The organism is Tautonia rosea (assembly GCF_012958305.1).
Taxonomy (GTDB): Bacteria; Planctomycetota; Planctomycetia; order Isosphaerales; family Isosphaeraceae; genus Tautonia; species Tautonia rosea.
In genome coordinates this window covers 331,282-345,711 of the sequence record NZ_JABBYO010000003.1, presented here as the reverse complement: position 1 = coordinate 345,711, position 14,430 = coordinate 331,282, and the positions used below count along the sequence as shown (strand labels likewise).

The window sequence follows — 14,430 nt, the reverse complement described above, 5'->3', positions numbered from 1 at the left end:
GTCGAACCCGAAGGCGCTGATGGTTTGCAAAGGGTGGTGAGAGAGGCGACCACCTCGAGAGGCCCGCAACGCGAGCTCAGTCTCAGTATCGATCGACCGAGACGACCTCGCCGCCGCTCCGGGTGATCAGGGCGCGGAGGACATCCGCGTTGATCGAGTTCGCCAGGAATCGCACCGATCCGTCGGCGAAGGCGGCCTGGAAGCCCTCCTCCCAGAAACCGCCGAGGTCGGGGACGGGAGCGTTCCGGACGTCCTTGAGTTCGAACGCGAAGGGGATGTCCTCGGGCTGGGTCCAGGGGATGGGGCGTTTCGACTCGACGATGGCAAGGGTATTCGAGGTGCCATCTCGGACATCGCGCAAATGCGTTCCCTTGCCAGGCTCTCCCATGAGGGTCGCCGGGCCGACGAAGGCGAAGTAGGCGGCGTGGGTCGGGTCGGTGTTGGCGTCAGGAACGCGATAGACGGGGGGAATCTGTTCGAGCAGCTTCCGGTTGTTCGGGCCGTCCCAGGGTTCATCGAAGCGGTATTGATCGTAGAGCTGGGCCTGCTCCAGGAACGGCAGGATCGCCACCCGCCAGCTATACGGAATGCCATTCTCTGAGATGAGCACAGGAGGAGGAAAATTCCCGAAGACATCGTGATAATTGTGGAGGGCCAGGGCGATCTGCTTGAGGTTGTTCATCGCCTGGGTCCGCCGACTGGCGATACGAGCCGTGGTGATCGGCCCCATGGCGAGCCGCATGATCGCGGAGAGGTCCTGATCCGTCTCGGCCTGGAGGCGAACGGTGGAACCGTCAGCAGAGATCGCGACGGCGTTGAGGAGGGTCTCGACCTCCTTGAGCACCGCGAGGAATGACTCCGATCCGGCGTCGGATTCGGTCACCATCCCCTGCATGTAGCTGAGGGCGTTGCGGCCGAGCGTCTTGAAGGCGGTGGCAGTCTCGGAGACTTGGGTCGCCCCCTCCTCATCACCGCAGAGCGCAAGGCCCGTGATCGAGATACCGTCGAAGAGGTCGAAGCTGATGGCATAGGCCGAGGCGCGGTCGAGCATCGGGCCGATCAGCGCGAGCGGCTCGAGGAGCCCGGCTGCTCGGGCGGGCTGGGGACCAATGAGTTGGGACAGCCAGGGAGTTTCGAAGGCAAGGAGAAACTGGCCTGCGTTCACCGACCCAGCCGCTTCGAGCCAGAGGGGCGAGCCTTTCGGCCGGTTACGCTCGGCGATGAGATAGCGAAGCGTTTGCTCACTCTGAACAATCAACAGGGTCTGAGGATTGAATCGATAGGTCGTCATCGGCGCTCCCCGGGCCCGTTGATAGGTGGTCCCGAGGTAGGAGACGGTGTCGAACTCCTTGAGGATGTTGCCGATCAGTTCATCGCCGACAGGATCGACGGTGCGAACAATGATCAGGTCGGGAACGATCGGCATGCTTCCGCGACGGGGGGGAGGCTCCATCCGTCGCATCTCAACGACCGTGACCTGTTCCAGACCCGAGACGGGCAAGTCGATCCCGCCGTAAATCTGGGCCATCGGGTCGAATTCGTCGATCAATTCCTGGATCTCGGGCTGGGTCGCGAGCCGAGCCGGACGGATCGCCGCGACGAAGGCGGCATCGGCAGGAACGGGCGAAAGGTCGAAGCCGTCGTTTCCCAGCGGGGCGGCCTGGGCAGCAGGGTTGTCTTGCACGCGGGCCTGGGCGGGTTCGGGGGCTCGCAGGCCGACACAGAGCAAGGCCAGGGCAGTGATCGAGGCGACGGTCAGGCCACGAGAGGCCCGGGAGGGGGCTTCGCGATCGGGTGATCGTTCAGATCGAAGCATTTCGATTCTCCTGACAAGGGTTCCTCAGACCGGGAGAAAGGCACCAGCGGGCCAGCCCGAGGCGTGATCATCGCGACACCGAGCTGGGTGAGGATCACGATCAGAGGTTCGAATTGATTGATGCGAGAACGATCCGCTTGGGCACGGCCCGCACCTCGGCGGTCTCCGAGGATCGCCAGTCGTCGGGCGAAAGGACGACCGGCCTTCGCCACCCGAGGATCGCAGGCCCCGACCACGCCGGCCTCGCCACGGTGCACAAAATTCACGCATCACCTGCATTCCCGCTCGGCCAGTTCCTTCGACGGCCAGACCATCGCATCGACATCCTTGCCCGAAACGTTCTCCGGATTCTTCGTTCGGATCCTACCGTAATGGTTACGCTCCGGCATACAAGAAGAAGATCCGGAAATGGAGCCAGATCGGATGGGTTCGGGCGTGCTCGTCGACCGGAGAGATTCGCCGGGACCATCCGCATCGGAGGAATCCAACACAATACAAGTGATTTTCATTGCAACGTGATTCGGGATCGACGTCACGCCGTCCCGCGGATCGGAAGCTGAAACCGATCGGGGCAGGAGGTGCGGCCGTCCGGGGTGGCGGGAGGGCATCGCGGCGAGTCGCCCCGCGTTCCTCAACGATCGGCGGCCTCATGGCGATCGAACGCCAACTCGATTTCCCGGGCGACATCTTCGAGTGTTCCGCCCAACGCAACCGGCTCAAGTCCCTTGTGCGTCCGGAAGCGATCGAGACCTTTCACGTGCTTCTTGTAATGCTCCTCAAGCGTCAGTCCGGAAACGACCTGGTAATAAATGCCGGCCTCGGGGACGCTGTCCACCGTACTGAGGGTCGTGGTGGTGAGGCCTGATCCGCCGGCGAGGCGGGAGACGAATTCCTGGCCGAGGTACATGGTGCGTTTCGCCATCAGGATGGCATAAGTCAACTGGTCGTTGCTCAGGAAGACGCGGAGGACAATGTCCCGTTGCTTCTTGGCAACCAGGTCGCCGACCCAGGAGAACCCCAGGCTGGTCATGGCGGCTTCGAAGGTCTCACGCGGTTCGGGGTCGAGCTGGTCGAGCTGGGAGAAATCGGAACGCCAGAACCAGGAATGACGACCCTTGAACAGGACTTCCGACTCGTGCGGCGCGGCCCGTTCGCGGGCCATCTTCGCGCCCGAGCGTCGGAGCTGGCGCATCATGTCGAGGGCCTGCTGGCGCTCCTCGGCCTTCTTGGCGTCGCGGGGACCGAAGTTCCAGGCGTCGCCCGAACGGAGCCGGAGCAGGAGCCGGGCCAGGTTGCCCGTATCGAACTCGATGGTGAGGGTCGCTCCCTGGCGCTTGAGGCCCATGTCCTTCAAATCATCGTCCTGGCGAGCGGCCTGTTCCAGGGCTCGGGCCTCGTCTTCGTCGCGGCAAACGATCCTGTACTTCGGCTCGTACGTGGCCGCGTCGAGGGCACCGAGCAGCACCTCATGAGAGAGAGGCGGGTGAGATTCCTCGATCCAGAGAAGTCCGTCACGGACGGTTCCTCGGAAGCGGTGGTAGGTGGCGGGCTCGTCGAAGACGGCAAATGCGATCTCCTCCACCGTTCCTTCAGGGGGATGGGCGAGCAGCTTCGTCAGGGGTTTGCCAAGGTGCTCGACGAGATTGTTCTTAAAGAAGGTCTCTCGGTAAAGCGAGCCGATCGTGAATCCCTGGTCGGTTCGGGTCCAGGAGATCGGGTTGGGTGCCCGAAGTGGTGGCGGGTCGAGGGAGAGGGAGGGATGCCCCTCGGGAATCGTCAGGTGAATTCCGATCCCCGGGGATGAGGACGCTGAGCTGGTACACGCTTGCGAGGCAATCCCGAGGCGTTTGATTTTCACGGGAGGCAGTGGCACCGGACCACCCTTGATGGGCGTCAGAGGGAGCGAGCCGACCAGATCAAAGACAGACTGAGCGTGGTCGGTCGGTGGGGAAGGAGGCTCTGATTCCTTCTGGACAAGGTCACAGGATTCCTCATCGGGTTGCTCGGCCTGCGCGACGTAGTCGTCCCACTCGCCAGCAAGGCCGAGGACCGAGAGCAATCGGGGGAGGTTGCCGAGATCGCCGTCGTACTCACGTTCGGTGACATTCTCCCAGAGCAGGACGCGGCGGACGTTCGGCGCATCGACCGGGAGGCCCGCCTGAGCCATCGCCTCGGGAATGGCATTGGCGAGCCAGTCGCGAAGGCGATTGACGACATCGCTGCGGGGTGAACCGCGGAGGTCGTCGAGGAGCGATTCGGGCAGCGGTGCACCGAAGTCTGCAAAGTCGCTGACCAGTTCATCGACAGGAGTGACTGGGACGGGTTTGTCCTCGGGATCGTCTTCGAGGAAGGCGAGATCGGGATCGATCGGCTCGGGTTGATACGATTGCAACTCCTGGGCGTACGACTCGTCGTGGTCAGGGTTTCCAGGATGACTGAGCAGGTGAAACTCGTGGACGAAGTTCCGCTGTCCTTCCGGCCCACCATGAACTGTGAGGACCCAGCGATCGCCATCGGAGGTGGTAAATTGCAACGCAGGGCAGGCCAAGCGGCACAGCCCCTTGTTGAGATCGGACCCGGCGACGCCCCAGACGCTGGTCGTGAACCAGGCCCAGCCATTGTGCTCGTGGATCGCGACCTGTTCGAAACCAGGCCCGAGGATGTCGCAAAAGGTCGAGCGGACATCTTCAACCGCGCAATCGCGGAGCGCGGTGACGTGGATTCGGATGGCCATGAGGGTCTGATCCTTGTTCGAGTGATTGACGAACTCGACCTCTCCTTATCTCGGACACATTCCTCGGTTTCAAGGTTCTCGATGGATCCTTTGAATGACTCGGAACCGGAAGAAGCGTCAGGTCCAATCACTCAGCGGCGACGACAACCCCGCTGTCGCGTAAGGCGACGTAAAGGCGAGCGTAACGAGCGAACAAATCGTCGTAGACCAGCACGTTCCGTCGATCGGGCTCGACAACGCGGTCGAGGATGACCATGTCTCGGGCGGCGGCGTCGAGGTCGGCGAAGAGGCCAGCGGCGACGGCGGCGGTCATGGCCGATCCGAGGGCGCAGGATTCGGTTTCACGAGGGAGGTGGATGGGTCGGTTGAGGACATCGGCGTGGATCTGCATCCAGAGCCGCGACTTCGCACCGCCACCGCCGACGATGATCCGGCCGACGTCGAGCCCGTGGGCCGAGGCATCTTCGAGAATATGACGGGTGCCGCAGGCAGTGGCTTCGTAGAGGGCGCGGAAGATGTGACCGGGGCCGTGAGCGAGGGAAAGGCCAACGATGGCCCCTCGGGCGGCGGGGTCCTTGTAGGGGGAGCGGTTGCCTTGCCAGTCGTCCCGGACGACAAGCCCTTCGGCTCCGGGAGGGACGGCAGCGGCCAGTTCATCGAGGACGGAGTAGACGTTGACGCCTCGGTCGTCGGCTTCGGCCTGCTGGGCGGCGGCAAAGTGGCGACGATACCAGTCGAGGATCGAGCCGGTGGCGGTTTGCCCGGCTTCGAGGGTGTAGAGTCCTTCGACGGTGGCATCCGGGTAACAGCCGGCGGCCCCCGAGCCGAAAACACCGCCAGAGGACTGGGCGAGGTGGCAGGTGCTCGACCCAACGATCACAGCCACGTCGCCGGCGGCGGTCGCTCCCATGCCGATCATGCCGAGGTAGGCATCGATGCCCCCCTGAGCGACGGGGGTGCCGGGATTCAGGCCGAGGGCCTCGGCAGCAGAACGGGAGAGGGTGGCTCCGGCATGGCCGAGGGGCTCAATTCGGTCGGGCCATTTGTCGAGCAGGTCGTCGAGGCCGACGGCGTGGATCAAGGCGCGGGGCCAGCCGCCTTCGGGCCTGGCGTAGTTCCACTTGACGGCACAGTGGTTGAGCGAGAGGGTCCACTCTCCCGTGAGTTTGAACATGAACCAGTTGGTGCATTCCACAAGCCGGTCGGCCTGGTCGTAGATCTCTGGCTCGTTCCGCTTGAGCCAGAGGGCCTTGGGGAGCATCCACTCGGGAGAGACGCGCCCGGAGACGTACTTCAGGGCCGGGTCGCCGGTCACGCCGATGGCCTCGGCCTCACGGAAGGAGCGTTGATCCATCCAGAGCAAGGCAGGCCGCAGGGGGGTGCCGTCGGACCGACAGGCGACGACGGTGCAAGCCGTGCTGTCGAGCCCAACCCCGACAATCCGGTCTGGGGAGACGTCAGCCGATTGGAGGGCCTGGGCCACAGCCGATCGAGTGGCCGACCACCAGCCGATCGGGTCCTGTTCCGCCCAGCTCGGACGGGGGTAGGTCGTTTCCAGTGGGGCGACGCCGTAGGAGATGGTCTGGCCGGTCGGATCGACCAAAGCCGCCCGAATACTCTGCGTGCCCACATCCAGACCCAGCAAGAGGGGATCGCTACCCATGTTCGGTGTCGCCTTCGCCACCGGGCCGTCGTGCGGCTCCACGCCGCGTCGCTCCGTGCGACGGGTTGTGGTCTGCGCGTGCTGGCCCCGATCTTCAAGGATTCTCGATTCCCACGGATTGTAGCGGCCAGGACAGAGCTTCGATAGGAGGGGCGAAACGGTTCGACGGCGATTCGTCGTCCCACTTACATCCCGAGCCGTGGTCGGTAAGGCGGGGCGCTGGTACGGTGGAGGGGTCCTGCCCCGAGGGTAGAGGAAGAGGCGACAGGCGGCTGCCCGAAGTCCCCGGATCGTCGCTCCTGTGCGCTGTTGGAATGCACCCGGATCGGAACCGGGAGGAGACGTGCCCGTGAAGATCGCCATCGTGATTCCCGACGGTGCGGCCGATGAGCCGCAGGACTCGCTCAACGATATGACTCCGCTCCAGGCGGCGAGGACTCCGGAGATGGATCGGGTGGCTCGGGACGGAGTGCTCGGCCGGTCGAGCAACGTGCCGGATCGCTTCTTGCCGGGGAGCGATGTGGCGACGCTCAGCCTCTTCGGCTACGACCCGGAACGCTACTACACGGGACGGGCTCCGTTGGAAGTCGTCGCGATGGGCATTGCTCTTGGCCCGGATGACTGGGCGGTGCGCTGCAACCTGATGACGATCCTCGACGGGAAGATGACCGACTTCACCGCCGGCCACATTTCCAGCGAGGAAGGGGCCGAGCTGATCGCCGCGTTGACTGCGAACCTGCACACCGATGGCCACACGGTCGAGTTTCATCCCGGCGTCAGCTATCGGAACGCGATGATCTACCGAGGGCGGCCGGGGGCCCCTGCCCCGTTCGACGCTTCGACGAAGACGACGCCACCCCACGACGTTCCTGATCAGAATGCCGCCGATCACCTGCCCCGAGGGACCGGCTCGGACCTGCTCCGTCGCCTGATGGAAGCCGGGGCCTCGGTGATCCAGGAGCATCCGGTCAACCACGCTCGGATCAGCGGGGGAAAGAAGCCGGCCAACGCCATCTGGCTTTGGGGGCAAGGCAAGGCGCCTCAGGTTCCGACCTTCACCGAGCTGCACGGGCTCAAGGGGGCGATCATCTCGGCAGTGGATCTGGTTCGAGGCACGGGGATGCTGGCCGGTTGGACCCGGATCGACGTGCCGGGAGCCACCGGATACCTGGATACCGACTACGCCGCCAAGGGCCGTTATGCGATCGAGGCCCTGCGCGATCATGATCTTGTGTGCGTTCACGTTGAGGCGCCGGACGAGGCCAGTCACGAAGGCCGGGCCGACGCGAAAGTCGAGGCGCTGGAACGGATGGATCAGGACATTGTCGGGCCGCTCCGGGCGGCGCTCGAATCGTACGGCGAGTACCGACTCTTGATCTCTCCCGACCACTCGACCTTGCTCCGAACCAAGGCCCACGATCGCGCTCCGGTTCCCTGGGCCCTGTGTGGGACCGGTCTTTCCGGATCGGGCAAGCCGTACGACGAGATCAGCGCGATGGAGGCCAACGGTCCATTTCTGCCGCAAGGCTGGAGGCTCATGGGGGATCACGTCCTGAAGCGTTGAGCCCAGAGATCGGGCAAACCACCAGGGGAGGACGCCTGGCGATCCGCATCATCGCTCGGCCCTTCCCAGAGGATGCGAGTGGTCGAACGGTCATCGAGCGAATCGAGACGTCTGGAATCTCAGGGCTCGATCTGTCATTCTGTTACGCTCGCCGCGAGGGTTGCAGGGTGATCCGATCCTGGCCTCGCCATCCCGCCTGTTGCAATCCTCCCCCCCTGCCCGATCGAGCTTCGAGCTGGAAGCAGACAGAGAAGGAGAGCCTCCGTTGCCCCTCGTGGTCCAGAAGTTCGGCGGCACGAGTGTCGCCGACGCGAACAAGATTCTTGCCGCCGCTCGACGAGCGATCCGAGCCCACCGGGAAGGGAAGCAGGTCATCGTCGTGGTCTCGGCCCGGGGACACACCACGGACGAGTTGATCGCCCTGGCCAAGGAGATCAATGAGCAGCCCCCGGCGCGAGAGATGGACATGCTTCTCTCGACCGGAGAACAGGTGAGCGTCGCCCTGATGGCCATGGCGATTCAGGCGCTTGGCGTGCCGGCGATCAGCTTTACGGGGGCTCAAATCGGGATTGTCACGGACAGCTACCATACGAAAGCTCGCATTCGGAATATTTCGACCGATCGGCTCCAGGCGGCGCTGGATGAGGGGAAGATTGCGATTGTCGCCGGTTTTCAAGGGGTGGATGAGCACTACAACATCACCACACTGGGCCGGGGAGGATCAGATACGACGGCCGTGGCTCTGGCAGCGGTCCTGGGGGCCGACGCGTGCGAAATCTATACGGATGTGGACGGGGTCTACACGACCGACCCGAGAATCGTGCCCGAGGCGAGGAAGATCGATCGCATCAGTTATGATGAGATGCTTGAACTCGCGAGTCTCGGCGCGGGGGTAATGCATTCACGCTCGATCGAGTTCGCCAAGAAGTTCGGCGTGCCGATTCAGGTTCGCAGCGCGATGGCCGACGCGCCGGGGACCTGGATTGTGGCCGAGCAGGACGCGCGGTTCATCGGCGCGAGTGTCACCGGGGCCGCTCTGGCGCGTGATGAGGCGCGGGTGACGGTGCAGGAGATGCCCGATCGGCCGGGGGTGGTCCACGCCCTGTTCCGTCACATCGCCGAGGCGAATATCGTTGTCGACATGATCGTGCAGAACGTGGCGACGAACGGACAAACGGAGGTCAGCTTCACGGTTTCGGGGGGCGACCTGGCCGAGACCTTGATCGTGACCGAACGAGCGGCTCGGGAAATCGGTGCCGGGAAGGTCACCTACGATTCGAAGGTCGCCAAGGTGTCGGTCGTCGGTCTGGGAATGCGGGTGCATACCGGCGTGGCTCAGGGAATGTTCGAAGCGCTGGGAGACGCCGGAGTCAACATCCAGATGATCACGACGAGCGAGATCAAGATCAGTGTCCTCGTCGAGCGATCGCAGGCCACGAACGCCCTAAGAGCCGTGCATCGAGCATTTGAGCTTGATCGAACCCGAGAGGATCATCGCCTTGAGTTCACTCCCCGTCGCGGCCAGCCGAGCGAGGGAAGTCTCCTGGTCAACTCCGAGGCCAGTTCCCTGTTCGGAAGCTTGAGCGGGATGGAAGACCTGGTGGTCTCGGGGGTTGATCTCGATGAACAGCAGGCCCGAGTCACCTTGCTGAATGTTCCGGATCGCCCTGGATATGCCGCGAAGGTGTTTCAGGCGATCGCCGAGGTGGGCGTGAACGTCGATATGATCGTGCAGAATGTCCGCAGCGCCTCGGGGGATACAAGACTCTCAATCACCGTTCCCAGAGGAGACGCAGCTCGGGCGGCTCGGGCCGCCGCCGGAGCGGTGGGTGACCCCGATCACGTGCTGGTCGAACCAACGATGGCCAAGCTCTCGGTTTCGGGAATCGGGATGCGGACTCACACAGGGGTCGCCACCCGGATGTTCGGTGCGCTCGCCGAGGCAGGCATCAACATTGCCTTGATCAATACGAGCGAGGTCCGTGTCAATGTCTTGACGGACATTGATCGCGGGCGCGAAGGGCTTGAAATCCTCGGCAAGGCATTTGATCTGCCGATCGGATCGTGACGGGTTGGATCGCGGCTCGATCAGATTGGGTCGGCGAGCACTTGGAGCGATCGGTGGGGGAGTTCCCCGACTGGGGGAAGGTAGAGAACGCTTCCGTGCTTGGCGCGGAGCGTAAGCATCGGTCTAATTTTCTTTGAAGTCGCCGGCTCGAACGCGGGTCGGGCGAAGACAGATCGCCCGCCGGAAACGGCAGCGGATCGGATCACGATCACCCATCAAAGCAATTGAAAGGACAAGGCGAACCTCGTGGCACGCGACAAGGTGGTGCTGGCATACAGCGGTGGGCTGGATACGTCGGTCGCCGTAAAGTGGATCAATGAGAAATACGGGCTCGATGTGATCGCCTATACCTGCGACCTCGGTCAGGGGCAGGACATCGAAGCGATCCGGGAGAAGGCGCTTCGGACGGGGGCGGTCGAGGCGATTGCCGAGGACGTTCGGAATCTGTTCGTCGATTACTTTGCTTTTCCCTCACTCATGGCCGGAGCCTTGTACGAGGGGAAATACCCGCTGGCCACGGCGCTGGGCAGACCGCTCATCGCGCAGCGGATGATCCAGGTGGCTCGCGATCACAGCGCGGTGGCCGTGGCGCACGGCTGCACGGGCAAGGGGAACGATCAGGTCCGCTTCGATGTCACCTTCCAGACCCTCGCTCCGGACCTGAAAATCATTGCCCCGGTCCGCGAGTGGAAGTGGACCCGAACCGAGGAACTGAAGTACGCCGCCGATCACGGCATCGAGGTCGAGGCGACGAAGGAGAAGATCTTCAGCACCGACCAGAATCTCTGGGGCCGCTCGATCGAGGCGGGGGTGCTGGAAGACCCCTGGGTCGAACCACCTCCGGAAACCTTCCAGTGGACGGTCGATCCGCTCAAGGCCCCCGATGAGCCCGAAGTGGTCGAGATCACCTTCGACCAGGGGCGGCCCGTGGCCCTCAACGGGGTGGAAACCGATGGGGTCGAGTTGATCGAGAAACTCAACGCGATCGCCGGCAAGCATGGAGTGGGACGGGTCGACCACATTGAGAACCGTCTGGTCGGCATCAAGTCTCGAGAGATTTACGAGGCCCCAGCCGCCTACGTCCTGCATGAGGCCCACCGGGAAATCGAATTCCTGACCCTCTCGAAAGATGCCCTGCGGTTCAAGACGCATGTGAGCCAGGCCTATGGCGACCTGATCTACAACGGCCTCTGGTTCAGCGCCTTGCATCAGGATTTAATGGCTTTCGTTGCGTCGAACCAGCAGTATGTTTCGGGGGTCGCCCGAATCAGACTGTATAAAGGTTCGGCAATGATCGTCGGCCGCAAGAGTGAGCATAGCCTCTATCGTCACGAGTTGGCGACCTACGAGGAAGGGGACCAGTACGACGCCTCGGCGGCGCTCGGGTTCATCACGATTCACGGGCTCGGACAGAAAACTCAGGCCCAGCATCAAATGCTCAAGGGGCCAGGCGGGAGCCGACGGATGGAACTTCCGAGCATCATTCCACCGAGGAAGTCAGAGGGTTGATTCATGGTGGGCCGACCACACGCATGACGGAGGTCGGCCCGTCTCGATCTTCGTTCGAGCGCAGTGGAGTTTCGGATCAAAACGTCTTACGGCTGTCGAGCAGGAGGGTGACGGGGCCGTCGTTGACCAGAGAGACGTTCATCATGGCCCGGAACGTTCCCGTAGCGACGGGGAGGCCGAGCGCAGCGATCCGGTCGCAAAGGACCTGATACAGGCGTTCGGCCTCACCTGGATCGGCGGCGGCGTCGAAGCTGGGGCGTCGCCCTTTGCGGCAGTCGCCGAAGAGGGTGAACTGGCTGACGACAAGGACGGAGCCGCCGACCTCGCCGACGGATCGATTCATCTTGCCGAGATCATCCTCGAAGGCGCGAAGGCCGGCGATCTTCTCGGCAAGCCAGTCGGCATCGGCCTCGGTGTCCCCTTTACCGACGCCGAGCAGGACGAGCCAGCCGAGGTCGATCTGACCGACGAGGGAGCCGTCAACCTCGACGGAGGCCCGGGAGACGCGCTGAAGAACGGCTCGCATGAGGGAACTCCGAAATCACTCGGACGCACTCGGGGATTCGGGCGTAGTATCCTCGGGCTCCTCGACTGATCCAGCACAGGGCAAGCGGGACGGTAAGGATGTTCCCGACGAGAATCAAGATCAAACCATACGTCCAGGCCCAGGGACGTTTCGGCAGGAATGGACCGACAGCAAAGAGCGTGGCAACACCCAGGGCAATGGCGGCGACCACAGGGAGGAATTGGCGATCGGGCCGATCGGCCGGATCACGGAAGATGCCAAACCGCCAGTCCGCTGCCACAACGAGGCCAAGGCTCCCGTAGAGTAAGGCCACGCAGAAGCAATAAACCGAATAAGCGAGGTAGGACCAGGGGGGCCGATCGCTGCGGGAGGCGGCACGATCGGCATCCGACCGTGGCGCCTCGTAGCGATTTTCGTCTTCCGAATACTTGGGCCGGATCATGGTTGGCTCGTCGGAATGATTCAGACGGCGATCGGCAAGGACGCGTCTCCGCTTGGGCGAATCTTGTAGTGCCCGGGGGTGCGGTTCCCGGCGTACTGGGGGGCTTCCCACGTGGGAAGCTCACAGAGGCCGCCGCTGATGTAAAGGTGGTGCCAGAGTTGCGTGGCGACCACAGAGGTCAGGCCAATCTGCATGATCAGCCGGCGGGGGGTGATGCGGGGAATGCGGGTCTGCCAGGCACGTTCTCGGGCGACCGCCTCCGGGTCGAAATAGCCGGTCGCGCGGAGCGACTCGGGGCTGAGCAGTTGATCGACCCAAGCCGGTCGGTGGGGGCCGAGAAAGGTCGGTGCGAACGAGGCGCGGAACATCGTCTTCGGGCGGCCGGCGATCTGGGGAGGCAAGGTTCGCTCGGCGACCTTGCGGAGGAGCCACTTCTCGGTCTTGCCGCGGAGCTTGTACTCGGGGGCGATCCGAGTGGCAAAGGCGGTCACGTCTTCGTCGAGGAAGGGATAGCGCGTCTCGACGGAGGAGTGCATCGCAATCCGGTCTCCCTTGGGGATCATCAGGAGGCCGGCAAGCATGACCTTGTAGCCGACGTAGAGCGACTGGTTCAGGGGTGCCCATCGCTTCATGTTCGGATTGGTCAGGTCGAGGTCGGAGAAAGCGTGGTGATCGCCGAGTCGGTCCCACATCTCCCGGCTGTAGACGAGCTGGGTGGCCTGGGAGATTGCTTCGAACATATCTTGCTGGATCGGGCGAGTGCCGTTCATGGCCTCGACGGCGGAGGGACGCCGGGCGTTGCGTCCCCCGAGGGTACGGAACATCAGCTCGCGGCCGAAGTTGAGCGGGCCGCGGCCGAATCGCCGGAAGTTCTGGTCGCGCATCTGCTGAAACTTGAACCAGGCATAGCCAGCGAAGGCCTCGTCGGCCCCTTCGCCGGTGAGCGCGACCTTGTAGCCCTCATCATGCACGGCCCGAGCGAGGCGCATCAAGCAGGCGCACGAGGTGTCGAAGACCGGCCCCTCGGCTGCTACGACCAGTTCCGGGTACGCCTCGGCAATCTTGGCTCGGTCCATGATGACAGTCGTCAACGGCGAGCCGAGCACGCGGGCGGCCTCGGTTGACTGCGAGCGTTCGTCCGGACCAGCGCGATCGAGGCCGATCGTGAACGAGGGCACCGCACTGCCGCGATGTCGAGAGCTCAGGCCGAGGACGACCGTCGAATCCAGACCCCCGCTGATATAACTGACGACCGGGACATCGCCGCGGAGCCGACGCTCAACCGACTGCCGAAGCAAGGCTTCCAGCTCATCGACGAGGGGCTCGGGATCGTCCATCCGGAGTTCGTCTCCGGCGTCGGGGAAGTCGAGATCCCAGTATTGTTTCAACTCGACCCGGCCATCACGGACCTTCAGGTAGTGGCCTGGGGGAATCGACTTGACCCCGTCGAAGAACGTGCGAGTCGTCCCGGCGCAGAAGAAGGTGAAGAGGTGGTCGATCCCCTTGGGATCAGGGTTCGCCTCAACCATCCCGGATCGGAGCAAGGTCTTGATCTCGGAGCCCCAAAGGAGCCACCCATCGCGCTCCGCGTAATAGAGCGGGGCAATCCCGACGCGGTCGCGGCCGAGGATCAAGGTGCGTGTCTTGCGGTCCCAGAGGGAGACGGCAAACTGCCCCTTGGCCTTCTCGAACATCCCCTCGCCGAGGTCTTCGTAAAGATGGACCCAGAGTTCGGTATCACACCGGGTGGCGGGGCGATGGCCCCGGGCGACGATTTCTTGATAGAGTTCGGGATACTCGAACAGTTCGCCGTTGAACGCAACCCAGACGGTGCGGTCTTCATTGCAGAGGGGTTGGCGGCCGCCGGAGAGATCGACGATCGAGAGCCGTCGGGCGCCGAGGGCCAGTCCGGGTTCGAGGTGGATGTGCTCGTCGTCCGGTCCTCGGTGGGCGATGGCGTCGGTCATCGCCCGGAGACGGTCTTCGGGGAACGAGCGTTGGGCACGAAGATCGAATGCGCCGGCGATTCCGCACATGAAAGGACGTCCTCCCGTCTGGGGCTGCGGGGTTCAACGCGGTCGAGTCGGAGCGGGCGATCGGTCAGCCCA

9 protein-coding genes are annotated in these 14,430 nt (G+C 63.6%); 3 read left to right on the top strand and 6 right to left on the bottom strand.

Translation table 11 applies throughout. From position 1 onward, the window contains the following. Positions 1 to 82 precede the first annotated feature (82 nt). The 3 genes from HG800_RS06770 to HG800_RS06760 all read right to left on the bottom strand — a co-directional run bounded on the left by HG800_RS06770 (position 83) and on the right by HG800_RS06760 (position 6,255). Positions 83 to 1,816: a DUF1559 domain-containing protein gene (locus HG800_RS06770; RefSeq protein WP_169975109.1), complete on the bottom strand. Its 1,734-nt coding sequence runs from the start codon at positions 1,814 to 1,816 to the stop codon at positions 83 to 85. 631 nt (positions 1,817 to 2,447) lie between these two features. Then, positions 2,448 to 4,550, bottom strand: coding sequence for a hypothetical protein (locus HG800_RS06765; RefSeq protein ID WP_169975107.1), 2,103 nt, complete (start codon positions 4,548 to 4,550; stop codon positions 2,448 to 2,450). A 127-nt stretch (positions 4,551 to 4,677) separates the two neighbouring features. Then, on the bottom strand, positions 4,678 to 6,255 hold the full coding sequence (locus HG800_RS06760; RefSeq protein WP_169975105.1) for an FGGY-family carbohydrate kinase: 1,578 nt from the start codon (positions 6,253 to 6,255) through the stop codon (positions 4,678 to 4,680). Between the two features lie 307 nt (positions 6,256 to 6,562). Between HG800_RS06760 and HG800_RS06755 the strand changes: the two genes are divergently transcribed. The 3 genes from HG800_RS06755 to HG800_RS06745 all read left to right on the top strand — a co-directional run bounded on the left by HG800_RS06755 (position 6,563) and on the right by HG800_RS06745 (position 11,354). After that, on the top strand, positions 6,563 to 7,777 hold the full coding sequence (locus tag HG800_RS06755) for a cofactor-independent phosphoglycerate mutase (protein ID WP_169975103.1): 1,215 nt from the start codon (positions 6,563 to 6,565) through the stop codon (positions 7,775 to 7,777). Between the two features lie 265 nt (positions 7,778 to 8,042). Then, entirely contained in the window at positions 8,043 to 9,845 is a 1,803-nt protein-coding gene (locus HG800_RS06750) for an aspartate kinase (protein WP_169975101.1), read from the top strand. A 246-nt stretch (positions 9,846 to 10,091) separates the two neighbouring features. After that, positions 10,092 to 11,354, top strand: a complete 1,263-nt coding sequence (locus HG800_RS06745) for an argininosuccinate synthase (RefSeq protein ID WP_169975099.1) — start codon at positions 10,092 to 10,094, stop codon at positions 11,352 to 11,354. Between the two features lie 76 nt (positions 11,355 to 11,430). On the opposite strand, the gene dtd is transcribed toward HG800_RS06745, so the two are convergent. The 3 genes from dtd to asnB are packed head-to-tail and all read right to left on the bottom strand — an operon-like array spanning position 11,431 to position 14,358. Beyond that, complete coding sequence (gene dtd, locus HG800_RS06740) at positions 11,431 to 11,880, bottom strand: D-aminoacyl-tRNA deacylase (RefSeq protein WP_169975097.1); 450 nt, start codon at positions 11,878 to 11,880, stop codon at positions 11,431 to 11,433. Continuing rightward, positions 11,834 to 12,322, bottom strand: a complete 489-nt coding sequence (locus HG800_RS06735) for a hypothetical protein (RefSeq protein WP_169975095.1) — start codon at positions 12,320 to 12,322, stop codon at positions 11,834 to 11,836. The genes dtd and HG800_RS06735 overlap by 47 nt, the downstream gene beginning before the upstream one ends. A gap of 20 nt (positions 12,323 to 12,342) precedes the next feature. After that, on the bottom strand, positions 12,343 to 14,358 hold the full coding sequence (asnB, locus tag HG800_RS06730) for an asparagine synthase (glutamine-hydrolyzing) (RefSeq protein ID WP_169975092.1): 2,016 nt from the start codon (positions 14,356 to 14,358) through the stop codon (positions 12,343 to 12,345). Positions 14,359 to 14,430 lie beyond the last annotated feature (72 nt).

Excerpts from the sequence above, each read along its gene's own strand:
- HG800_RS06765 (WP_169975107.1), bottom strand. The coding sequence starts at position 4,550 with ATGGCCATCCGAATCCACGTCACCGCGCTCCGCGATTGCGCGGTTGAA.
- HG800_RS06770 (WP_169975109.1), bottom strand. The coding sequence starts at position 1,816 with ATGCTTCGATCTGAACGATCACCCGATCGCGAAGCCCCCTCCCGGGCC.
- asnB (WP_169975092.1), bottom strand. The coding sequence starts at position 14,358 with ATGTGCGGAATCGCCGGCGCATTCGATCTTCGTGCCCAACGCTCGTTC.
- dtd (WP_169975097.1), bottom strand. The coding sequence starts at position 11,880 with ATGCGAGCCGTTCTTCAGCGCGTCTCCCGGGCCTCCGTCGAGGTTGAC.
- HG800_RS06735 (WP_169975095.1), bottom strand. The coding sequence starts at position 12,322 with ATGATCCGGCCCAAGTATTCGGAAGACGAAAATCGCTACGAGGCGCCA.